This window comes from Hymenobacter saemangeumensis, assembly GCF_039541835.1.
In the GTDB taxonomy this organism is placed as follows: domain Bacteria; phylum Bacteroidota; class Bacteroidia; order Cytophagales; family Hymenobacteraceae; genus Hymenobacter; species Hymenobacter saemangeumensis.
Window position 1 is genome coordinate 469,223 of record NZ_BAABGZ010000013.1, and the last position, 21,900, is coordinate 491,122.

Consider the following 21,900-nt stretch of genomic DNA (forward strand, 5'->3'; position numbering starts at 1 on the left):
GCGGCGGCCGATAATAAATTTGCGGCATGAAAACCCGCGCCTTGCTCCCGTTCCCGCTCCGGGCCCTGTGGCTGCCGCTGCTCCTGGCCTGGCTTGCCCAGCCTGCCCTTGCCCAGTACTACAGCCAGTACCCGGCCGATACCTCCCGCGTGTTCAGCTACGTGGAGCAGATGCCGGCGCTGCCTGGCGGGGGCGGCAACCTGGCTTTGGTGAAAACCATTCAGCGCCAGCTGCAGCTGCCGGCCGAGGTGCGCGAAGGCCGGGTAGAAGGCCGCGTGTTTGTGCGCATGGTGATTGGCGTGAGCGGTGTGGCCCGGCAGGCGGCCGTGGTGCAAAGCCTGAGCCCGGCCTGCGACGCCGCCGCACTGGCGGCCGTAAAGCGCCTGCCCCGCCTCGTGCCCGGCCGCTACAACGGCGTACCCGTAGCCGTGCTGCTTACCGTGCCGGTGGTGTTCTACTCTCCCCGCCACGTATTCCAGAGCAATGAGGTGAGCCGCGTGGCCCAGTTTCCCGGGGGCGACGCCGCCCTGGAAGCCTACATCAAGAAAAACCTGCAAACGCCCAACGAAGTGAAGACCCGCGACCTGCGCGGCCGCACCACGGTGCGCTTCGTGCTGCGCGCCGATGGGCAGATTGGGGCCACGGAAGTGGTGAGCTCGCTCTGCCCCAGCTGCGACGATGAGGCCTTGCGGCTGGTGCGCAGCATGCCCCGCTGGACGCCCGCCCTGGGCTACGACGACCAGCCCGTGGCCATGTACCAGGCCGTCAACGTGTGGTTTCAGCCCCCGCCCCCGCCGGCGGGCGTAGCCGAGCCCGTGCCCGAAAACCAGATTTACAGCCGGGTAGAAAAAATGCCCGAGCTGCCAGGGGGAGGCAGTACCGAGGCCATTGTGGCCGCGCTGCAGGAGCGCATCGAATACCCCGAGCGGGCCCTGGCCGGGCAGGGGCAGCTGAGCTTCGTGGTGGAGCCCGACGGGCGCGTAACCCGCCCCGCCATGGTGAAAAGCATCAGCCCCGAATTCGATGAGGCCGTGCTGTCGGCGGCGCTGCGCCTGCCGCGCTTCGTGCCCGGCAGCCAGCGCGGCCGCCCCGTAGCGGTGCGCCTCGTGGTGCCCATAGGTGTGGAGATGCACTAGCCCTGCCGCCCGCCCTTGCCCGGGCAGGAGCAAGCCACAAAAAAAGCGGCCCCTCCAGGGGCCGCTTTTTTGTAGAAGTGCGCAAGCCTACTTGGCGTCTTTTTTATCCTTGTCCTTGCCCTGGTCGCCCCGGGCCTGGCCCTGGTTGAGCTTCGGACGGTCTTTGGTGCTTACATCCTGGGCTTCGCCCTCATCGTCGTCCATCGAGCGGTTGATGAGAACCACGGCCACGGCGGCAATGGCGGCAATGCCAACTACCATCTGGGTGGGGGAGAGCCGCTGGGCGGCTTTGCGCAGCAGCACGCCCCCGTGGCGCAGCAGGTCGTCCATGTGGTCATGGTTGCCCTGCAGCACGTGGTAGGCGCTCTCGAAGGTGCGCGCCAGGTCCTCGGGCATAATTTTCTCGAGCTGCGTTTCAAGTTGACTGGATTCCATGTTCGGTAAAGAGAAATGAAGTGAAAGAGTAGTAGTGGAAGGACCAGCGGCCCGTGGGCTCTTCTACGGTATTGGCGGCCGGGTGTTTTCCTTTATATAAGGAGTGAGAGGCTACTGCCGCGTATTAGCGGCAGGGGGCTTGCACGCAGGGAGTTGGCCTCGCTCCTCCCTACGCCTGTCCTGAGGGCTCATTCTCTGCATCAACCCAAAAAAGGCGCCCGGCTACGAAAGCCGGGCGCCTTTATTACGCGAGGGGGCGGAAAATTATTCTTCGCTGTCGTTGGCCTGCTCGGCAGCCACTACGCGGCCGGCGGCATAGAAGTGGCTGCGGTAGTAGCCCTGGCGCAGCGAGCTTACCATTACGCCGCCGTTGGTGGCGGAGTGGGCAAACTTGCCGTCTTTCAGGTAAATGCCCACGTGGTAGATGGGGCCTTTGCCGCGGCGGAAGAACACCAGGTCGCCGGTGTGCATCTCGCCTTTAGGCACCCGCTTGGTGGTGGTGAACATCGAGCGCGAGCTGCGCTTGAGCGTGATGCCGTACACCTCCTGAAACACCCGGGTCACAAAGCCCGAGCAGTCGGTGCCACGGCGGGAGTTGCTGCCGTAGCTGTAGGGCGTGCCTACCCAGTCGGTCACGGAGCGCAGCAGCTCCTTGTTCTCGTCGTAGTCGAGCTGCAGGCCCAGGGTTTGGGCGTAGTAGTGGTAGGTGAGCGAGTCGCGGGCGGCGGCAGTGGCGGGATTAACCGGGGTGCTGGCGGGCGAAGAGCCCGGCTCACCTTCGTTGAGCAACGCGGAAAACAGCGATGCTTCGGCCACGGCCGGCGCCGCAGTGGCGCGAACCATAGCCGAAGCATCGGCGGGGCGTTCGAAGAAGAAGGAGAGGGCCAGCGAGGCAGCGGCGAGGCAATACAGGAGGCTGTTTTTCATTGTCCGTCGTTAGGGGCAGAAATCCGGTTTCCAGGTGTGAGGAGGAAGAGCCGGGGTACTATTTCTTCTGCGATAGGCGAGGCTGCGAGCAGCTTGGGAAAAGGTGAAAAAATGAAGTTAAACCGACCTTTTTTAGCAGGCTATAGCTGCAGTCGTTGGGTAAAGCTAGACCATACTTTTTAAAAGTCCTGCACTTTTAGTCAGAAAAAGGCTAAACTTCTTTAATATTTACAAGGAAAAAGGCGTAAAATCTCCTTTTGTCTTGCAACCACCCCCCAGGGCGATGCGTAAAAGCGCCGCCTTAATTTGTGCTAGTATTGCTATTATGGAAGCCCCTCGTACCTGGACGCATTCTCCCCTTGCCCGCATTGCCCGGGTGGTACTCGGCACCCGCCGGGTAGCCATGGTCATCGGCCGCACCGTGCACCTGAGCGGGGCCAGCCGCCAGGAGTTTCTAGCCGACGCAGAGTGGCTGGCGCACGAACGAGTGCACATCCGGCAGTTCCGGGAGCATGGGTTTTTCCCCTTCCTCTGGAAGTACCTCGTGGAGTCGGCCCGGGTGGGCTATTTCAACAACCGGTATGAGGTAGAAGCGCGGGAAGAAGCCCGCCGCGTAATGGAGGAGCGCAACAATGATTAGGTCTGAAGACCTGGGTTCAAAGACCGGGTTTTAAAAGCTGCTTGAGTTCATAACAGCACTTACCCACTTTGTTGCAGCACCTGTCTCACGCAGTGGACGCAGTGGTTATTCAAATTGATAGAATAACACTTCGTCCACTGCGCGCTTTTCACTGCGAACATTGCGGGAAACATAATAGAGGAAGCAACACCGCATAAGTCCTGAATTAAGAAGGTCAGGCTCTGGTGCCCGCTTGGCTAAGCATGACGGCCTAAATAATATTGGCTTAATGCAACAACCGCGGGGGTAATTACGAATACAAGGCGGCGCAGCCTACCCATTGCGCAGGCATTACCTTTCCTTTCCACCTTCATTCCTTTCCACATCATGGATAATCAACAAAACCAGTCCGGCACGCCCATGTCCGGTTCCGACATCCGCGTAGAAAACGCCACTACCAGCTCGAGTACTACCGGCCAGGCTACGGCCGGCACTCCCGGTTCTACCACCGGCTCGCAGCGTAAAACGGCTTCGGCCAGCGGCCAGGGTACCAGCGGCGCTTCGGCCCGCAGCAGCGCCGGCGCCCAGGGCGGCTCCGACCGTCAGCAAGGCGGCCAGGAAGACCAGCAAAGCGAAGGCAACTTCCTGAACACGGCCCTGGAAAGCAGCAAAAAATGGATTGAAGACACCCACGTGCTCGACAGCGTAAACCAGCTGCCGCAGAACGTAAAAGACTGGAGCTCCCGTGCCGCCTCGCGCGTTGGCAGCCTCAGCACCACGCAGAAAGTGGTAGGCGGCGCCATTCTGGCCGCTGGCCTGGGCTGGCTGGCTTTGCGCAAAGGCAAGTCGGAGCAGTCGTCGCCTTCGGTGTATGGCCGCCAGGGCAGCAGCAGCTACGGCCGCAAGTCGGGCTATGGCTACCAGTCGCCGGAAAGCAGCCGCCGCAGCTCGGCTACGGGCCGCAGCACCTCGCCTTCGTTTGAGAACAGCACCAACCAGGGCAGCGACCGCAGCCGCACCAGTGGCTCTGGCTCTAGCTACGGCGGCGCCTCGTCGAGCGACTACGGCAGCCGCACTTCGGAAGGCAGCCGCAGCTCGCAGAGCGGCAGCAGCAGCCGTTCGGCCGACAGCTACCGCTCGGGCGACGACTACCGCAGCATTGAATAGCGCCTGGCCTTCGGGCTAAGCACAGGAAAGGCCCCGCTTCTACTGGAAGCGGGGCTTTTTTGCGCTCTTGCGGCTAGGCCTCATGTAGTCTTCAGGCCGGCTGGTTTAGCCAGCGCCAGAACAGCAGGCCACCCAGCGCATAAGCCACGGCATCCCAGGGGTCGGCAGTGGTTGTGCCCGGGCGCCACCACGGCAGTACCCCCTCAAACCACACTGCCAGGACCAGCCCGGTGCTGGCCACCCAGCTCAGGGGCAGGCAGAAGCGGGCATCGCGAAAGTAAACACGGCGCATAAAGGCCAGGGCCAGCGACAGTATCAGCGGCAGGGCCAGCACATCGGCCAGGTAGGACCTGACCAGCGGCGGGACGTAATAGTGCAGCACGCGCCGGTTGAGCAACAGCAGCCCGTAGAGCACTGCGCCCCCCAGGAACAGCGGGTGGCGCAGCTCCCGGGGCCAGCTTAGCCGGCTATCACGGTCACCAGCCATACCACAAAGGCCACCAGCGCGGCAAACGCCATTTGCCCACCCCGGATGATGTGCTTAAAAAACCGGACGACGGCGCTGTCGTCGGGCTGTATTTCGATGAGAATGGGGTTGTAGTCCTGCTTCTCTTCCAGCTTCCGGCGCTCCTCGTCGCTGGCAGCCCGGTAAGGCTCCAGCACCTGCCCGCAGTGCTCGCACCGGTCGGTGGGCTGCTGTTGCCAGCGGGTCCATTGCCCGCAGTGCGGGCACTTCTTGGTAGCATCAGCGGGCGGCGCAGAAAAGGCAGGCATGGGTGAGGGAGGAGCTATGCTTCCGTGGGCATTGCCAGGTGAAGCAGGTTTTATGGCCCCAAAGGTAGGCAGCGCTGCCAGCTGATGGCGTTTACAAGCAGAAGCCCCGAAGCTGCTTTCCGGAAAGAAAGCGACTTCGGGGCTTGCTGTACTTGTGGAGCCTTCTACGGGACTCGAACCTGCGACCTGCTCATTACGAATGAGCTGCTCTACCAACTGAGCTAAGAAGGCTGATTTCCCGGCCGGCAATTCCGGCCCGGGATGACAAAGATAGCAAGGCGGTGGAAAGCAACGCAACCTGCGGCCCGGAAAAATTTAGCAACCATGCCGCAGGGGCTGCGTTTTACCTCTGTCCTTTCTGCTTTTCCTATGAAACTCCTGCCTTCCCTGACCGCTGGCCTGGCCGGCGCCGTAGCCCTCACCGCCCTGCACGAAACCGCACGCCGCCTGCGCCCCGCCGATGCGCCCCGCATGGACGTGCTGGGCATGCGCGCCCTGCGTAAGATACTGGCCCGGGCCGAGGCCCCGCAGCCCGACGACGACACGCTGTTTGGCCTGACCATGGCCGGCGATATTGTATCGAACGGACTGTACTACAGCCTGGTGGGCAGCGGCCGCAATGCCGTGGCACGCGGGGTAGCCCTGGGGTTGGCAGCCGGCGTGGGCGGCGTGCTGCTCCCCGGCCCCCTGGGGCTGGGGGAGGCTCCCAGCAACCGCACGCCCCAAACGCAGCTCATGACCGTGGCCTGGTACACGGTGGGCGGCCTGGTGGCCGGAATTGTGGCCCGGGCGCAGCGGTAGTCAGCCCAGGGAGAGGAAAGCAACTGGCCGGCGGCGGCAGGGCGTGCTGTAACCGGGGCACCGGGGGCGGCTAAAGTATGTTGCTGCGAAGTCCGTCATTTATAGCTGTCGTACCTTGCGGCGGCATTTCCACCCCCTCGACTATGCGTTTCTGGCTCGCCCTCCTCATCATATTTTTCCTGGTTCGCTACGTACTGCCCATCGTGATGCGCTGGGCCCTGCAGGCCTTTGTGCGCAAGCAGATGCGTAACGGCGGCTTTGTGGTGCCGCCTCAGCCCCAGCCTCAGCCGGGCCCGCCACCCGCCCACGGGCAGGTGCGCGTCGACTACGTCCCCCCGCAGCCGGGCCAGGACAAGCCCACCGAATTCAAGGGCGGCGAGTACGTCGACTTTGAGGAAGTGAAGTAGGTATTAGGTATTAGGTATTAGGCATTAGGCATTAGGTATTAGGTACTGAAACTTAGTTACTAGCTTCTAATCCCTAATCCCTAAGCCCTAAAACCCATACCCCAGCCGAAAGCCGGTACCCAGCTTTTCGCCGCTTTGCAGGGCGGTGTAGAAGTCGACGCGGATGACTTTAAAGATGTGCTCGATGCCGGCGCCGAGCTCCAGGTAATGGCCGGCGGTGGGGGTGCGCAGGTAGTTCAGCGAAGCCACTTCCTGCCATTTCAGGCGGCGTATGACGGGGAATTTGTTGAGGATGAAGCCGTTGAAATGGTGGTCGTAGTGGGCTTCCAGGTACGAGCTGTTGGTGCTGTAGCGGTAGTAGTCGAGTAGCTGAAACTCGCTGAAGTTACCCGTCAGCACGGTGCGGTTGCCCGAGAAGTGGCGGTAGTCGATAAACGTCATGCCTTCCTGGGCCCCCACGAAGCCGCCCACAGCCACGCGGTAGTTGCTGGTGCCCAGCAGGCCCAGCTTCACGCTGTGGCGCAGCCCGGCTTGCAAAAGCGTGTAGCGCACGTCGGCCCCGAGCACGCCCCGGATGCCGTGCCGGCCCTGCACGTTGAAGGTGGGCCACTTGGAGCCCAGGTTATACTTGCCGTTGGGCCGGGTGATGAACTTCTGCCCGGGCTTGTAGTCGATGTACAAACCCACGGTGAGGGCCCGGCTCACGCCAAAGCCGGTGTTGGGCAGCTCGGCACTGACGGGCCGGTTGGAGGTGAAGGGCCGCCCTTTCACGTCGTAGATGAGGTCGGTGGTGCTATTCCGCAGCTCCACCCGGTCGGCAAAGCCCAGGAAGCCGCGCAGGTTCAGGCCATTTACCGGCTCGGTGAGGTAGCTCAGCTCCATGCCGTCGCGGCGGTAAAGCTTGGCGAAGTTCTGGTTCACGTACAGCGTGTAGAGCGTGTTAATGGCCGGCGTGAGCTGGGAGTTGCGGTCGAAGTTCTCGACGGTGCGGCCCGCTACCAGGCTGAGCTGCTTGAGCTTCTGGGGGTGCAGCTGCCAGTTGAAGGCCAGGCTGGGGTTGAGCTCCTGGCTGCTGAAGCCGTAGCGCAGGGTGGGCGTGAGGGAGAAAAAGCGGCGGTCTTCGGTACGCTGGGTCAGCACCGCCTGGGCATTTACCACCACGCCTTCCACGGTGTTGTACTGCACAATCTGGGCAATGGGCAGGATGGTGGCGCTGCGCTTGCGGAAGGTGTTGCTGCGGGTGTAGCCGCCCACCAGCAGCTTGATGGGCTCAAACTGGTTGCGGATGCGGTCGAGCGAGTCCTGGTAGGGGCGGGAGTTGCGCAGCACCTCGGTGCTGTCCTTCACGTGGTAGTCTTTCTGCTCCTCCTCGGTGAGCGGGATGGGGCGCACCTCGTTCCAGTAGGCCGAGTCCCGCTCGTTCACGCCTTTTTCCACCAGCTGAATCTGACCTTTGGGCATGCGGGCAAACGGGTCGTTCTTCACCGAGTCGCGCACGGCCTTTTTCACCTGCTTGCGCACCTGCTTGTTGAGCCCGCTCAGGTCGGGCTTGCGCTTGCGGATTTGGGCCGCGGTTTCCTGAGCCACGGGCGCATCTTCCTTGGCCTCGGCCACCACGGGGGCCGCCTTAGGCTCGGGCGGAGTGGGGTAGGTGGGCACTACGTTCGCGTAGTTCGTAAACGCGGCCGTAAGGTAACCCGAGCCTTTAAAGCCCAGAGCGGAAAAGCTCAGGGTGAGCTTCTGCGACTGTATCAGCCACACGTGCGGCTGGCCGGGAGCAGGGGCGTAAATCTGGGAGATGTGCAGCTCGTCGAGGTAGTCGAGCTGGGCGTTCTTGTCCAGGCCCAGGTCTACGGAGTGAATGCGCCAGGAGCCGTCCACGATATAGATAAAGCCCGAAAACACGGGGTCGCTGCGCCGCCGCGGCACCACCCGGATTTTGTGCACCAGCTCGCCGTCCTGCCGGGTGCTGCCCACCAGCTCGTACCGGTAGAAAAGCATGGCGTTGGAGGCAATGGGCGACACGAAGCCGCGCTCCGAGAAGCCGCTCTTGAGCACATTGTTGTAGAAAATCAGGTTGCGCCCGGCGCTGGCCCGGTTGAAGCTGATGCCCTTGGCGTCGCCGCTCACCCGGCTCGATATCATGCGCTCCTTCACCACGTCGGGCTGGGTGAAGGAGATGTCGGACAAAGACTCGGAGAGGTAGAAGATGCCCGGCTTCAGGTCGGGGCCGGCCTTGAACAGGCCCAGAATCTTGCTGGGCGTGTCGGTGAGGCGGGCCAGGCTTTTGATGTAGATGCGGGCCCGGAAAGCCGCCACTTCGCGCTTGTGGTAGGCGCGCCACTGCTGGGCCTGCTGAATGATGGCGTAGGCCGGGTCGCGGTCGGAGGAGCGCACCAGCACCTCGCCCAGGTTGTAGGCCTCGGGCTGCAGGCTCACGTTGAGCGTGGTGGTGGAGTCGCCGCCCAGCACGCGCACGGCTTCCAGCTGGGGCCGGTAGCCCACGTACTGAAACACCAGCTCGTAGCGGCCGGCCGGCAGACGCAGCTGGTACTGGCCCTGCTCGTTGGAGCCGGTGCTGGTGGCGCTGCCGCGCACGGCCACGTTGGCAAAGGCCAGCCCTTCGCTGTTAGCCCCACGCACGGTTCCCTTGATGATGCCGGCCTGGCTGGAAAACGGTAACAGGCTGAGCAGAAAAAGTAACGGAGCCAGGCGTAACAGGGACAAGGGCATAAGCTGAAGAGTGGTGGCCGCTAGCGGAAAAGTAAAGGCAGCCCGGCGACTGATGCAACGAGCAATGTAAAGGTTGCTTACTGACGGGGAATGGCAGTGTAGCTCAGGCCACCACCTCTTCGGCCGGCGGGACCGTGGCTGCCCGCTGGTCTAGCCGGTTGGTGTACCAGGCGTTGAGGCCTACGCCCAGCAGCACCAGCGCCATGCCCAGGTAAGCCAGCAGCCCGAAGGCTTCGGCAAAGAACAGATACCCCAGCCCCAGGGCATAAAACATGCCCAGGTAGTTGAGCGGCGCCACCCGGCTCAGGCGCTCCAGCTGATAGGCCCGCGTCATGGTGAGCTGGGCACCCTGGGTGAATATGCCGCAGCCCAGCAGCCACAGCCAGTCCCAGCCCTGGGGCCAGTGCCAGCTGAACAGGCAGGCCACGGCCGACAGCGGCAGCGAAATCAAAGGGAAGTAAAAGACAATAACCAGGGGGTGCTCGCGCCCCCGCAGCCGCCGGATGGCGTTGTAGCTTAGTCCCGATACAAAGGCCCCCAGTACGCCGATGGCCAGATACAGCAGCCCCGAGGAAGGCGGCAGGCTTGCTAACCGGCCTACCGCCGGGCTGCCCTGCTGCACCAGCAGCACGCCGCCAAAGCTCAACCCAAAAAACAGCCACTGCCAGGGGCGCACCGCCTCCCGTACCAGCCAGATGCCCAGCACGGCGGTGAAGATGGGCGCCAGGTACTGCACCGTGACGGCGGTGGCCAGCGGCAGGTGCTGCAAAGACAAAAAGTAGCACATCAGGGCAATGGCTCCGGTGCTGCCCCGGCTGATGAGCAGGCGGTAGTTGTGCCCAAACGGCGCCACGCCCTGCTGCCGCAGCGAGACATAGCTGGCCACGATGGAAAAGATGGACCGGAAAAAGATGATTTCCATGGCCGGCAGGTGGGCCAGCTGCTTCACGCAGGCATTCATGGCTGCGAAGAGCAGCGTGCTCAGCAGCATCTGGCGAATACCGGGCGTGAGGTCAACTTTCAAGTAAGCGCAGGCAAGCGGGCGTGAAGGAGAACTGGCTGAAATTTCAGCATAAATGTTGGGCCGCCGCTCCCGGCAGGGGTAACGAAGTGGCCGAAACATTGTTTATTACTCAGCGATAATTGCTCATTCACCTTCGAAATGTTTAAGTCTGATAAAACCCCCAAGCAGTACACGCCCGGCGAGGCCCTGCAGAAGATTGCGGCTTTCTGTGCCTACCAGGAGCGGACCCAGAAGGAGGTAGAGCAGAAGCTGAAGTCGTATGGCCTGGACGAAGACGAAGCCGGCGAAATCATCATCCGCCTCAGCCGCGAGAAGCTGCTGGACGAGGAGCGGTTTGCCAAGGCCTTTGTGCGCGGGCACTACCGCCACAAGAAGTGGGGCCGCCGCCGCATCGTGCAGGAGCTGAAGCAGAAAGGCATCAGCGAGTTCTGCATCAAAGCCGGCATGAAGGAGATTGACGGCGATGAGTACTACCAGAACCTGCTCGACCTACTGGAAAAGAAAGACCGCCAGGAAAAAGAGAAAAACCCCAGGGCCCGCCGCCAGAAGATTTCGGTGTTCCTGACCGGCAAAGGCTACGAGCAGGACTTGATTAAAATGGCCCTGGATGAGCTGGGTCAGGCGGGGGAGGACGAGGAGTAGGAAGTGCGACAGGAAAGAAAAAGAACGTCATGCTGAGCGGAGCGAAGCATCTCTACCACGAGAGTAAACCCAATCGAGAGGGAATTACTGCCGCGGACAAGATGCTTCGACAAGCTCAGCATGACGTTCTTTTTTGCTCAGCATGACGTTCTTGTTTTCCTGGGTTTGTCTACTACCGCTTCGGCGCCTGAGTTGGCCCCTCCATGCGCTGGGCCAGCACCACCTGCCGCCCCGTGAGGGTACGCAGCATGGGAGCCAGGATTTGCTCGGCGTTGCGCTGGGTCTGGGCCAGGATGCCCGATTGCAGGGCAGCGCGGCGCACCTGGGCTTCGGCGTAGCGGTAGCCTTCATCCACCAGCTTGGCATCTTGCAGCAGGCCGTTCTCGGTGCTGAAGACGCGGCTTTGGCTGTGGTCAATCTGGAAGGTGCACAGCTCGGGTGGAGGCAGGAAGACGCGGACGAGGGTGTCGCCTTCCAGCACCACGTCCTGGGGGCGCAGCTTGCGCAGGTCGAGGCAGCCGATGGCCTGGCCGCCCACGATGAGCGCGGCCTTGGACTCGGGCAGGAAGCGGTAGGCGCGGCGCTTGTACTCCACCACGTCCTTGAAGCGGTAGCGCACCAGCTCCAGGCGGCCCAGGCTTTCCACCTGGGTGAGCACCGTGTTGTGGGTTACGGTTACCTGCGGCTCGCCGGCCAGCGGGTTGATGCTGCTGAGGGTGGAGCCGATTTTGCGCCACAGAAACCAGCCCAGTCCCAGCAGGAAGAGCAGTGGCAGCAGGCGGCGGATAAGGCGGGCAAGGTTCATAGGCGTGGCAAGGTACGGGGCGGGCTAGCTTTGCAGCCGCATGCACTGGCCCCCATCCATTCCTACGTTCGCCCGCCAACTATGGCCGCGGCACGGCTACTTTTTAGCTGGACTGTGGGTGCTGGCGCAGGCCTGGTTTCTGTGGCGGCAGCAGGGGCCGCACTTCGCCAACGACAGCGCCCGCTACCTGCAATATGCCGCCGGCATTGCCGAGCGCGGCTACTTCGAGCCCGGCCACAACCTGCGCTACGTGCTCTACCCGCTGTTCCAGAGCCTGTGGCTGAAGCTGGGCCTGGGCTGGTGGGGCATCGTGGCGGGGCAGATGGCCATAGCAGGCCTGGCCACCCGGGCGCTGTACGCCGGCGTGCGGCGGCTCACGCCCGGCCGGCCGGGAGCTGCCGCGCTGGCTACCCTGCTGTTCATTGCCTGGCCCGACATTCAGGTGTTCAACGTCTTCCTGCTCACCGAATCCTTGTTTATCAGCCTGGTGGCGTTGTCGTTCTGGGCCTTTACCCGCATGCGACGGGGCAGCGGGCGCGACTGGGCTCTGCTGCTGCTGTTGCTGCTGCTCACGGCCCTGGCCCGGCCCAACGGCTTCCTGGTGGGGCTGGCTGCTGGCCTGGCCGGCCTCGACGCCCTGCGCCGGCAGCGCAACCGCCGGGCCTGGCGGGCCGCGCTGCTCCTGCTGGTGCTGGCCGCGCCCCTGCTCTGGCAGGCCCTCAACCACCAGCTGGAAACCTACTACCTCATGGACACCTACCAGCGCGGCGAGCTGATATTCCGCTCCGAGCTGTGGAAGGTGCAGGCGGCTACCCCGCTGGACATGCCGCCGCCCGGCACCGGCCCGGTGGTGCGGGTGCTGTATTTCGCGGCTCACAACCCGGTGTACCTGGGCAAGCTCATGCTGGGCAAGCTGTTCGTGTTTATCAGCTACCTCAAGCCGCACTACTCCCTGGCCCACCGCGCGCTGGGCGTGCTGGTGCTGTGGCCGGCCTACTGGCTGGCGGCGCGGGCTACGCGCCTTCGTAGTATCTGGCGCCCGGCGCGGATGTTTCTGGCCGGCGTGTTCCTGCTGCAGGCGGCCATTGTCATGCTCACTGTCGATGACTGGGACGTGCGCTTTCTGGCTCCGGTGCTGTCGGTAGTGTTTGTGCTGGCCTCGCTGAAGCTAATGGCCAGCCTGCAGGGAAAGGAAGGCTAAGCATAAAGCTCCCCTCCTTACCAAGGAGGGGATGTTTCAGCCGCAGGCTGGAACGGGGGTGGTCAGGGCGTCCGCGCCGGTAGAACGGCTTGTGCCAGAACTATTCTTGGGCTTTGTTCGGGTTTCGTTCTGTTTTCGTTCAGACGACGTCAACCACCCCAGTCAAGCCTGGCGGCTTGACGTCCCCTCCTCGTCTGAGGAGGGGAGTTTCGTTCTGGTTTCCTGCTCTCTGGCGGCAAAACGGGCGTTCCAGCCAGCCCAGGCCTGCAGCCCGCCGGTGTGGATGGCCACCACGGTGCTGCCCCGGGCGAAGTGCTCTTTCCTAATCAAATCGAGCACGCCGTACAGCAGCTTGCCGGTATAAATCGGGTCGAGCAAAATGCTGTGCCGCTGCCGAAACTGCTCGATAAAGGCCAGCAAATCTGCCGAATAGCTGGCGTAGCCGCCGAGGTGATAATCTGTCTGCAGGCTGTAGTTGGTGAAGGTTTGCCCACAAGCCTGCTGGGTAAGGGCGTCTACTTCGGCTCGCAGGAAGCCGCCGTCCTTAAGGGCCGCAATGCCCAGGGCCTGCTCTGGCTTGCGCAGGCCGGTGAGCAGGCCGGCCAGGGTGCCGCCGGTGCCCACGGCCACAGCCAGCGCATCAAATGCCACCTGCTCGCGGATTTCCGCCACCAGCTCAGCGCAGCCGGGCAGGGCCAGGGCGTTGGTGCCGCCCTCGGGCAGCAGGTAGGCGGGGCCGAAGCGGGCCATTACCTCCTGTAGAAAAGCGGGCTCCTGGCGCCGGCGGTAGCTGCTGCGGTCCAGGTAGTGCAGGGCCATGCCGTCGGCCTGGGCCTGCGCCAGGGTGGGGTTGAGGGGCCGCGTTTCATCCCCGCGAATCAGGCCTATACTGCGCAGGCCGTACAGGCGGCCGGCAGTGGCCACGGCGGCAATGTGGTTGGAGTAGGCTCCGCCGAAGGTGAGCAAGGTGGTGTGCCCCTGCTCGCGGGCGGCGGCCAGGTTATACTTCAGCTTGCGGGCCTTGTTGCCGGGCAGCTCGGGGTGGGCCAGGTCGTCGCGCCAGAGCAGCAGGCGCACGCCTTGGGTCTGGGCAGCGGGCTCGGCTAACTCCTGGAGGTAGGGGGACATAGGTAAATTCTGGCGCCGCGTAACCCCACCCCCGGCCCCTCCCCACCAGGGGAGGGGAGCCTGAGGGTTGAGGAGCAGTTAAAAGTTAAAAGTGAAGAGTTAAAAGGCGTATTGCATTTCGACTCTTCACTTTAAACGGGTCAATGAAACATAACAGGAACCGGCTCCCCTCCCTTTTGGGGAGGGGCCGGGGGTGGGGTTACGCGGAACTCGGCTATGCCGCCACCAGCGTCCGCTCATCCCCCTTCCGCCGCAGCGCATAGAAAATGGCGCCGCCCATCACCAGCAGCAGGGCGATGCTGGAGGCCAGCGACACGCTGTTGCCGATGGCGTAGGACTTGGGCTCGAAGCGGAACTCGATGCTGTGGGCGCCGGCCGGTACGGGGATGGCGCGCAGCACGTAGTTGGCGCGCACGTGGGGCACGGGCTTGCCGTCGATAAAGGCGTTCCAGCCGTCGGCGTAGAAAATTTCGGAGAACACCACAAAGCCGTCGCGGGCGGCGTTGTAGCGGTACTTCAGGGCGTTGGGGCTATAGTCGGTGAGGGCGATGGTGTTGCCCTGCGGGTCGTACGTAGCCTCCTTCACACCGGGGAACTTCTGGTTATCCACCACGGCCGTGATGGCGGGCGTCAGCTTGTCGAGAGCGGCCATCTCGGCGTCGGGGCTGTTCACGGTTTTCACCTCGCTCACAAACCAGGCATTGCCCAGAGCTTCGGGGTTGCGCTGCACGGGCTGCTTCTGGTCGCCGGTGATGAGGTAGCGCATGTTGAGCATGTTCAGCACCTGGGCGTTGTTGGTGGAAATCTGGCGCTCAATCAAGTCCTGGTAGCGGCGCAGCTTGGCCCCGTGGTAGCCGCCGATGCTCTTGTGGAAATAGGAGGTCTGGGCTTCGTTGAAGGGGTTCTGAATGTTGAGCACCCGGTAGCTCAGGTCCTTGTCCTGCAGAATCATCTGGTCGGCGGGCGAGGGCTGGAAGGTGGCGGCAATGGTTTCGCGCTGGAAGTTCTTCTCGCTGAGGTAGCGCTTGTCCACGCCCCACAAATCCACCAGCATCAGCACCACCATAATAGCGGCGGCGGGCAGCAGCTGCAGCTTGCCCTTGAGGTAGAAGTAGAGCACGCCCAGGGCCGCGCCGATGAAGAGCAGGCTGCGCCACACGTCGTTGCGCAGCAGGTCGGCGCGGTCGGCGCGCAGGGCACCCAGCAGCTGGGGCGTGAAGCCCTGCTTCTGCAGCTCCCCGTCAATGGGCGCGGCAAAGTCCAGGCTGAAGCTGGCCAGCCAGGCCAGCAGACACAGCCCGGCCGTGATGGCGCCGGCGTAGAGTACTTTTTTAATTAAAAATTCAGAATTAAAAATTAAAAATTGGTTGTCGGGTGCCGGTTGCTCCGGTTGAACGACACCATTTTTAATTTTTAATTTTTCATTTTTAATTCCCACCCCAAATACGCGGCTCAAGGCCAGCGCCCCCAGAATGGGCATGGCCAGCTGGGCAATTACCAGGGCCATGCTCACGGCGCGGAACTTGTTATAGCCCGGCACCAGGTCGAACACCAGGTAGTTGAAGGTCTCGAAGTTCTTGCCCCAGGCTAGCAGGATGCTCAGGATGGTGCCAGCCAGCAGCCAGTAGCGGGTGCGCTTCTCCACCACAAACAGGCCCAGCACAAACAGGAAGCACACGATGGCGCCCATGTACACCGGCCCGGCCGTGTAGCTCTGCTGCCCCCAGTAGGTGGGCATGGCGCTCAGGTACTCGGTTGGCAGGCCGGCCTGGGCCAGGTTGGAGTCAGTGCCCAGGGGCATGGAGCTGGCCCCGCCGTAGAAGTTGGGCAGCAGCAGGGTAATGGTTTCGCCCACCCCGTAACTGTACTGGAAAGCGTAGTCGCGGTCGACGCCCGTGCCTTCCTCGGGCTTGGCGCCGGCCTGGCCGGCGGCGGCCGTTTTCAGCTCCTGTCCGCCGCGGATGCTGTGCTTGGTGTACTCGTAGGTGGTGTAGAGGCGGCCGAAGCTCACGCCCACGGCCAGCACCGCACCCAATGCCAGCAGGGCCGTGCGCTTGGCAAACTCCGGCAGGCGGCCGGCTTTGGCAGCGCCCACCAGCTCGATGATGCCGAAGATGGCCACCAGCAGCAGCAGGTAGTAGGTTATCTGCAGGTGGTTGGCGCGCACGTTCAGGGCCAGGCCCACGGTAAACAGGGCCGCACCCAGCCACTTGTCGCGCCGGTAGGTTACCAGCAGGCCGCCCAGCACCAGCGGGGCGTAGGCAATGGCCAGGCTCTTGGTGTTGTGGCCCGCGGCCAGAATGGCCAGGTTGTAGCTCGAAAAGCCCAGGGCAATGGCACCGGCCACCGCCACCAGTGGCCGCAGGCCCAGCGCCACCAGCAGGATGTAGCCGCAGAGCAAGGCCAGAAACAGGTTGGCTACCACGGCGGGCAGGCCCAGGGTCATGGCCTTTTGCAGGTACACCGACCAGTCGCCGGGGAAGTGCAGGCTAATCAGGTAAGTGGGCATGCCCGAGAACATGGAGTTGGTCCACAGCGCCTCCTGGCCGGTGGCCTTAGCGTACTCCTGGGCCTCGTGGGCCCCACCCTGAAACTGGGTGATGTCGTGCTGGGCCAGGGTCTTGCCGTCGAACACGATGGGGGAGAAGTACACGCAGGCCAGCAGCACGAAAAACAGCACGGCCAGCACGTGCGGCACGGCCCGCTGCCACAGCGGCGCGGGCGAAACAGAAGAAGCAGAAGCAACAGCAGCCATTCGGGGCAATTCTAGAAGAGACAATAAGGTGCCCCGAAGGTACGGCAGGGCCGGGAACCCTACTTCAGCCCCCTGCCAGCCGTGGTGCCACGAATTCCCCGAAGGGGTTCGTGGTACCACTACATCACACGGTTTCTGAAGGATTGCTCCAGGCGGCCTTTCACCACTGCGATTCGTGATACCATTAGCCCTTCCAAAGAATGATACTCCTGACGAAGTGTTTTGCTTTACCCGGACGATGTAGAGACGCGACCCCTCGCGTCTCCGGGACCGCGCCGATAGAACAACAGCATCGTTCTGACGGGAAACGCCAAGGATGGCGTCTCTACCACGTGCCGGGCCATGCTACGGCTCACTATCACAAATTCGCGCCTTGCTGCGCAAGCTCGGCGGAGGCCAAAACAGGGCTGGCAGCGCCCTAACGGGGAGTTGCTGCAGGTTGGCCGGTTAATTCGCCTAAATGAATAGGGTATTATCCAGAAGTGTTGGACAATTACGGGTGGGTTTTGCCGTGGGCTGATGTCACATTCACGCGCCTTTTTTCCTTTTTTCCCGGGGCGGGCCCCCGGCACTTTTGCGGCGCTACCCGACAGCGCCGATGGTCGGCCTGCACCGGGGGCATCAACTCATTTTTACCCCTACCTATGAAGAAAGGTAACCGCATCTCGGCCGCGCTGCCCAACACCGCCGTCGACAAAATCCTCGAAGCCCTCGACACCATCGAGGGCCAGCTGCCCTTCCTGCTCACTCTCAGCCCCGAAGAAAGCCGCGGCCTGCGCCACCTGGGCTTCGACGGCATTCCCTACGCCCAGGCCGGCCTCGATGCCGTGCGCGCCAGCACTGCCTTCACCCGCCGCTCCTTCGACCTGGCCGAGTTCGAGAAAGACTTGGACCTGCACGCCCAGCTGCGCCGCGTGCGCGCCAGGCTGGCCCCCCTCAGCCAGAAGCTGGAAGATACCTTCCGGGTAGTAGGGGCCGACATCATGGTGACGGCCGACGACCTCTACGAAGACATGCGCAAGGACAACGGCGAAACCGAAGCCATTCAGGCCGCCCGCCAGCAGATGCGCAAGCGCTACGGCTACCGCAAAGCCGCCAAAGCCCCCTCCCCGGCCAGCTAGCCCCAGCCCGTAGTGGTGCGCAACCGCGCCGTAGTGGTTGCGCACCACTAGCGAGTGGTCGGGAACCACTCGCGGGTGGTCGGGAGCCACTATGGAGTGCTGCGGAACCACTTGCGAGTAGCAGGCAACCACTGCAGAGTGGTATACCACCACTAGCGAGTGGCCTAGAACCACTACGGAGTGGTGTCGAACCACCAGGGAGCGGTCTGGAACCACAGTGGCCAGGGAATAGCAGGCCAGCAAGCAGATGCCGGCCCCTTGCCATGCAACATCCGCCGCTGGCCTGGCAGCCCCCTGCCCAAGCGGAAGCTGAAAAGTCCTTTTCCGAACACTTCAAAAGGCAGAAATAGCCGCCCGAAGGCATATACAGGGGCCTATGGCCACAGCACCAGGTCCTGGTAAATGTCCTCTATCGGCATCTATGCGCTTGCCAGGGGCAGGCGATACCCGGATGTTTGTCGCACCCCGCCTTTACAACCGCAGGGCCAACGATGAAACACGCTTACTACTGCCTCGCCCTTTCCGTCGTGTTGCTCAGCGCCTGTGGCAAAGAGGACCCTGACCCGGTCGACCAGCTGCCGCCGGCCACGCAGACGGGGGCCAACACCTTCGGCTGTCTTGTCAACGGCCAGCCCTGGACGCCTAGAGGCAATAATGGTACATCGAATTACACGGTGTCCTATGATATTTTCCCTGATGGAGGGTTGCTAGAAATCGTCGCCTATCGCATTTATGGCACAGGCCCCGATGATTTCCAAAGTCTTTCACTATGGACTAAGGAATTGCATGGCATCGGCACTCGCTCATTTCAAAACACACAAAATTCGATAGCTCGCTTTAATGAGCAAAGAAGGAATTGTGTTTGGCGCAGTCGAGATAGCACCACAACCTACCGACGGGGGCAACTCACTATTACACGCCTCGACCTCCAAGCTGGAGTTGTGTCTGGAACTTTCGCCTTTACGATGTACAAGCCCGGCTGCGATTCCATCCGCGTCACCGAGGGCCGCTTTGACCGCAAGCTCTAACTCCTTTGCCTGCTATGAACAAGCTGCTACTTTTTCTCACCGCCGCTGCCGCGCTGTTCAGCGCCTGTGGCAAAGATGACCCTGACCCGGTTGACCAGCTGCCGCCGGCCACGCAGACCGGGGCCAACACCTTTGGCTGCCTTGTCAATGGACAGCCTTGGACGCCCAAAGGCAATAACGGGACATCAAACTACACAGTGTCTTACGACCCAGCCTACCGTTATGGAACATTAAATGTCGGCGCTTATCGCTACGTTGGGAAGGGCACCAATGATTACCAAATAGTAGGAATCTACTCAGACAGCTTGAGGCATACCGGAGTTTGCAAAATCCTGCCTCGTGGAAGGCACGGAGCAAGTGTAGTTGATAGGATGAATGGCTGTGAAGCTCATTCAATCGATGCTGGTACTTTCTGTAGGGGCCAGTTCACCATCACCCGGCTTGACCTGCAAGCAGGTATCGTCTCCGGCACATTCTCCTTCACGCTCTACAAACCCGGCTGTGACTCCATCCGCGTCACCGATGGCCGCTTTGACCGCAAGCTCTAACTCCTTTGCCTGCTATGAACAAGCTGCTACTTTTTCTCACCGCCGCTGCCGCGCTGTTCAGCGCCTGTGGCAAAGACGACCCTGACCCGGTCGACCAGCTACCACCCGCCACGCAGACCGGGGCCAACACCTTCGGCTGTCTTGTCAACGGAAAACCTTGGGGGCCTAGAGGAAATATCAGCTACCCCAATTATACCGTCTCCTATGACGTGTTTCCCGATGGAGGTTTGTTGGAAATTGCTACTTATCGCATCTATGGCTCAGGTACAAATGATTTACAATTCTTGTCCTTATGGACTAAGCAGATGAACGGTCCCGGAACCTATTCTTTTTTGAATACTCAAACAGCAATTGCTGGGTTTGCAGACCAAAGAACCAATTGTGATTGGCGCAGTCGAGACAGCACTACAACCTACCGGCGGGGCCAGCTCACCATCACCCGCCTGGACTTACAAGCGGGCATCGTCTCCGGCACATTCTCCTTCACGCTCTACAAACCCGGCTGTGACTCCATCCGCGTCACCGATGGCCGCTTTGACCGCAAGCTCTAACTCCTTTGCCTGCTATGAACAAGCTGCTACTTTTTCTCACCGCCGCTGCCGCGCTGTTCAGCGCCTGTGGCAAAGACGACCCTGACCCGGTCGACCGGCTGCCGCCGGCCACGCAGACCGGGGCCAACACCTTCGGCTGCCTTGTCAACGGCCAGCCCTGGACGCCCAAAGGCAATAATGGGTTCTCAAATTACAGTGTTGCATATGACACAGCTCCAGCAGGAGGGGGGGTATTAGATGTCCGCGCTTACCGATATACGGGAACCGGCGCTAATGACTATGAATACATGATACTCTTCGCTAATCAACTAACAGGGCCCGGCCTATTCAATTTTATTGACTCCCAGCGTACCCAGGCATCATTTGAAAATCAGCGCACCAGATGCTATTGGAGTAACGACGATAGAACCACAACCTACCGGCGGGGCCAGTTGAACATCACCAGGCTCGACCTACAGGCGGGCATCGTCTCCGGCACGTTCTCCTTCACGCTCTACAAGCCCGGCTGCGATTCCATCCGCGTCACCGACGGCCGCTTTGACCGCAAACTCTAACCTTTTACTCTTTCTCTTTCACACGCATGAAACATCTTTCCCTGTGCCTGGCCTGCTAGCCTGCTGACACTTACTGTCGGCAGGCTACTTTTTTACTACTTATTCCGCACCGTTTCCACCAGCTCCCTTAAATCCCGGCGGTTATACACCCGGCCGCGCGACACCACGGCCTCAATCTTTTTGATGTTGTTAATGTCGGCCAGGGGGTTGGCGCTGAGCAGCAGCAGGTCGGCGTCTTTGCCGGCGGCGATGCTGCCGCTGCGGCCCGCGGCCCCCATAAACCGGGCGCCGTTGATGGTGGCCGCCCGCAGGGCCTGGGCGGGCGTGAGGCCAGCCTGCGCCAGCAGCAGCACCTCCTGCTGCAGCGAAGCCCCAGGGTACACATAGGAGTTGAACGGCCCGCTGTCGGACCCAGCCAGAATGGTAACGCCCGCCGCCTGCAGCTGCGGCACCAGGTCCCGGAACCGGCTTTCCAGCCGCTGGCTGAAAGCCGTGGCCTCCGCCGACTTGCGCCGGGCGCTGGCCAGGCGCCGCGCATAGGTGGCTTCAATTTTCGGGCTGATAAAGGCCAGCAGGGAGTCGCGGCGGTGGTCGGCCGTGGCCAGCTCGGCCAGCACCGTGCCGATATAAAGCGTGGGCACCACGGCCGTGCGTCGCCGCGCCAGCAGTTTGGCAATGCGCTGGGCCGCGGCCGGGCTGTAGGTGGCCTCCACGGCGGGCAGCACGTCGAACAAGCCCAAAGGCTGGGCGCTGCCCTGGCTGGCCCGCACCAGGGCCGTGAGACTGTCTTCCTTGCCGGAGCAGGCTTTGTACACGTAGTACAGGTGCTCGGTGGCGTCGAGGCCGGCCGCGGCAGCCTCGGCCAGCTTCACCGATACGGGCATGTGGCCGGTGGTTTTCAGGCCCCGCTTCTGGGCCTGGCGCAGGGTGGTGAGAAATGCCTCGCCGGAAATCTTGCTGTCGTAGAGCTTCACGTAGTCTGCCGGCAGGCGCTGCAGCGAGTCCAGGGCCCGGCGGATTTGGGCGGGCGTTTCCACTTCCAGCGAGCCCGGCCAGTAGGCGCCCGGCCCGTCAATCTTGGGGCCGGAGGTGAAGATGCGCGGGCCTACCAGCGTGCCGGCGTCGAGCTGCTGCCGCCAGCGCAGGATGTGGGGCGTGAGGTCGCCGCCGGCGTCGCGCACGGTGGTCACGCCATAAGCCAGGTACAGGGGCAGCAGGTTCTCGTTGGCCTGGGCCAGCGTGTCGCCGCCCCGGAAATGCACGTGCATGTCCCACAGCCCCGGCATGAGGTACTGCCCGGTGCCGTCGATGTACTTCTTGGCGGCAAAGCTGTCCTTGCCCGAGTTCTCTACCCGCAGAATCTGCCCTTTGGAGATGATAACGGCCTGGTTGGGTCGTACTTCACCCGTCTCCACGTCCACCACGTTCACGTGGTTGATGACCACATCCGACAAGCTAATCTGGGTCGGCTTGCGGGTGCAGCCGGCCAGTAGCAAAGTCAGGGCAAGCAGGAGGGTAGGGATGCGCATGTAGAAGGCCAGGGC

Annotated in this window: 22 protein-coding genes and 1 tRNA gene; 12 read left to right on the forward strand and 11 right to left on the reverse strand. The window is 62.3% G+C overall.

All coding sequences use genetic code 11. The annotated features are described in order from the left end of the window. Positions 1 to 26 precede the first annotated feature (26 nt). Entirely contained in the window at positions 27 to 1,136 is a 1,110-nt protein-coding gene (locus ABD919_RS06220) for a TonB family protein (protein WP_345234802.1), read from the forward strand. An 87-nt stretch (positions 1,137 to 1,223) separates the two neighbouring features. Here the strand turns inward: ABD919_RS06220 and ABD919_RS06225 are convergent, their stop codons facing one another. Both ABD919_RS06225 and ABD919_RS06230 read right to left on the reverse strand, forming a co-directional pair. Continuing rightward, positions 1,224 to 1,571 carry a hypothetical protein gene (locus ABD919_RS06225; RefSeq protein ID WP_345234803.1) on the reverse strand — a complete coding sequence of 116 codons (348 nt, stop codon included), beginning with the start codon at positions 1,569 to 1,571 and terminating at the stop codon, positions 1,224 to 1,226. A 264-nt stretch (positions 1,572 to 1,835) separates the two neighbouring features. Continuing rightward, the gene (locus ABD919_RS06230; protein WP_345234805.1) at positions 1,836 to 2,498 is read right to left on the reverse strand and encodes a C40 family peptidase; all 663 of its coding nucleotides are present in this window, start codon (positions 2,496 to 2,498) and stop codon (positions 1,836 to 1,838) included. A gap of 325 nt (positions 2,499 to 2,823) precedes the next feature. On the opposite strand from ABD919_RS06230, the gene ABD919_RS06235 reads away from it, so the two are divergent. Continuing rightward, positions 2,824 to 3,138, forward strand: coding sequence for a hypothetical protein (locus tag ABD919_RS06235; protein ID WP_345234807.1), 315 nt, complete (start codon positions 2,824 to 2,826; stop codon positions 3,136 to 3,138). Between the two features lie 366 nt (positions 3,139 to 3,504). Then, on the forward strand, positions 3,505 to 4,284 hold the full coding sequence (locus tag ABD919_RS06240) for a hypothetical protein (RefSeq protein ID WP_345234809.1): 780 nt from the start codon (positions 3,505 to 3,507) through the stop codon (positions 4,282 to 4,284). A gap of 91 nt (positions 4,285 to 4,375) precedes the next feature. On the opposite strand, the gene ABD919_RS06245 is transcribed toward ABD919_RS06240, so the two are convergent. The 3 genes from ABD919_RS06245 to ABD919_RS06255 form a co-directional block, all read right to left on the reverse strand. After that, a complete protein-coding gene (locus ABD919_RS06245; RefSeq protein WP_345234814.1) occupies positions 4,376 to 4,771 on the reverse strand; it encodes a hypothetical protein in 396 nt (131 codons plus the stop codon). Continuing rightward, positions 4,744 to 5,058: a hypothetical protein gene (locus ABD919_RS06250; RefSeq protein ID WP_345234816.1), complete on the reverse strand. Its 315-nt coding sequence runs from the start codon at positions 5,056 to 5,058 to the stop codon at positions 4,744 to 4,746. Before ABD919_RS06250 ends, ABD919_RS06245 begins: the two co-directional genes overlap by 28 nt. Before the next feature lie 155 nt (positions 5,059 to 5,213). Further along, positions 5,214 to 5,289: transfer RNA gene (locus ABD919_RS06255), tRNA-Thr, on the reverse strand. 138 nt (positions 5,290 to 5,427) lie between these two features. Here ABD919_RS06255 and ABD919_RS06260 point away from each other — a divergent pair. Both ABD919_RS06260 and ABD919_RS06265 read left to right on the forward strand, forming a co-directional pair. Next, on the forward strand, positions 5,428 to 5,859 hold the full coding sequence (locus ABD919_RS06260) for a hypothetical protein (RefSeq protein WP_345234818.1): 432 nt from the start codon (positions 5,428 to 5,430) through the stop codon (positions 5,857 to 5,859). 143 nt (positions 5,860 to 6,002) lie between these two features. Beyond that, a complete protein-coding gene (locus ABD919_RS06265) occupies positions 6,003 to 6,266 on the forward strand; it encodes a DUF4834 domain-containing protein (protein WP_345234820.1) in 264 nt (87 codons plus the stop codon). Positions 6,267 to 6,353: 87 nt separating this feature from the next. Here ABD919_RS06265 and ABD919_RS06270 read toward each other — a convergent pair whose 3' ends face one another. Both ABD919_RS06270 and ABD919_RS06275 read right to left on the reverse strand, forming a co-directional pair. Next, the gene (locus tag ABD919_RS06270) at positions 6,354 to 8,999 is read right to left on the reverse strand and encodes a DUF5686 and carboxypeptidase regulatory-like domain-containing protein (RefSeq protein ID WP_345234822.1); all 2,646 of its coding nucleotides are present in this window, start codon (positions 8,997 to 8,999) and stop codon (positions 6,354 to 6,356) included. A 103-nt stretch (positions 9,000 to 9,102) separates the two neighbouring features. Continuing rightward, positions 9,103 to 10,023, reverse strand: coding sequence for a DMT family transporter (locus ABD919_RS06275; protein ID WP_345234824.1), 921 nt, complete (start codon positions 10,021 to 10,023; stop codon positions 9,103 to 9,105). 138 nt (positions 10,024 to 10,161) lie between these two features. On the opposite strand from ABD919_RS06275, the gene ABD919_RS06280 reads away from it, so the two are divergent. Continuing rightward, positions 10,162 to 10,665 (forward strand): regulatory protein RecX, encoded by a 504-nt coding sequence (locus ABD919_RS06280; protein WP_345234826.1) that lies wholly within the window; start codon positions 10,162 to 10,164, stop codon positions 10,663 to 10,665. A gap of 172 nt (positions 10,666 to 10,837) precedes the next feature. On the opposite strand, the gene ABD919_RS06285 is transcribed toward ABD919_RS06280, so the two are convergent. After that, complete coding sequence (locus tag ABD919_RS06285) at positions 10,838 to 11,470, reverse strand: DUF4230 domain-containing protein (RefSeq protein WP_345234828.1); 633 nt, start codon at positions 11,468 to 11,470, stop codon at positions 10,838 to 10,840. A gap of 40 nt (positions 11,471 to 11,510) precedes the next feature. Here ABD919_RS06285 and ABD919_RS06290 point away from each other — a divergent pair, with 40 nt between their 5' ends. Beyond that, on the forward strand, positions 11,511 to 12,671 hold the full coding sequence (locus ABD919_RS06290) for a hypothetical protein (protein WP_345234830.1): 1,161 nt from the start codon (positions 11,511 to 11,513) through the stop codon (positions 12,669 to 12,671). A 162-nt stretch (positions 12,672 to 12,833) separates the two neighbouring features. On the opposite strand, the gene ABD919_RS06295 is transcribed toward ABD919_RS06290, so the two are convergent. Then, positions 12,834 to 13,799: a 1-aminocyclopropane-1-carboxylate deaminase/D-cysteine desulfhydrase gene (locus tag ABD919_RS06295; RefSeq protein WP_345234831.1), complete on the reverse strand. Its 966-nt coding sequence runs from the start codon at positions 13,797 to 13,799 to the stop codon at positions 12,834 to 12,836. 214 nt (positions 13,800 to 14,013) lie between these two features. Continuing rightward, positions 14,014 to 16,554, reverse strand: coding sequence for a YfhO family protein (locus tag ABD919_RS06300; RefSeq protein ID WP_345234833.1), 2,541 nt, complete (start codon positions 16,552 to 16,554; stop codon positions 14,014 to 14,016). Between the two features lie 644 nt (positions 16,555 to 17,198). On the opposite strand from ABD919_RS06300, the gene ABD919_RS06305 reads away from it, so the two are divergent. The 5 genes from ABD919_RS06305 to ABD919_RS06325 all read left to right on the forward strand — a co-directional run bounded on the left by ABD919_RS06305 (position 17,199) and on the right by ABD919_RS06325 (position 20,356). Then, on the forward strand, positions 17,199 to 17,675 hold the full coding sequence (locus ABD919_RS06305; protein ID WP_345234835.1) for a hypothetical protein: 477 nt from the start codon (positions 17,199 to 17,201) through the stop codon (positions 17,673 to 17,675). Between the two features lie 491 nt (positions 17,676 to 18,166). Continuing rightward, positions 18,167 to 18,703, forward strand: coding sequence for a Riean_0653 family protein (locus tag ABD919_RS06310; protein ID WP_345234837.1), 537 nt, complete (start codon positions 18,167 to 18,169; stop codon positions 18,701 to 18,703). Positions 18,704 to 18,717: 14 nt separating this feature from the next. Beyond that, a complete protein-coding gene (locus ABD919_RS06315; RefSeq protein WP_345234839.1) occupies positions 18,718 to 19,251 on the forward strand; it encodes a Riean_0653 family protein in 534 nt (177 codons plus the stop codon). A gap of 14 nt (positions 19,252 to 19,265) precedes the next feature. Further along, positions 19,266 to 19,802, forward strand: a complete 537-nt coding sequence (locus ABD919_RS06320) for a Riean_0653 family protein (protein ID WP_345234841.1) — start codon at positions 19,266 to 19,268, stop codon at positions 19,800 to 19,802. Between the two features lie 14 nt (positions 19,803 to 19,816). Further along, positions 19,817 to 20,356, forward strand: coding sequence for a Riean_0653 family protein (locus tag ABD919_RS06325; RefSeq protein ID WP_345234843.1), 540 nt, complete (start codon positions 19,817 to 19,819; stop codon positions 20,354 to 20,356). Between the two features lie 95 nt (positions 20,357 to 20,451). Here the strand turns inward: ABD919_RS06325 and ABD919_RS06330 are convergent, their stop codons facing one another. Continuing rightward, the gene (locus ABD919_RS06330) at positions 20,452 to 21,885 is read right to left on the reverse strand and encodes an amidohydrolase family protein (protein WP_345234844.1); all 1,434 of its coding nucleotides are present in this window, start codon (positions 21,883 to 21,885) and stop codon (positions 20,452 to 20,454) included. Positions 21,886 to 21,900 lie beyond the last annotated feature (15 nt).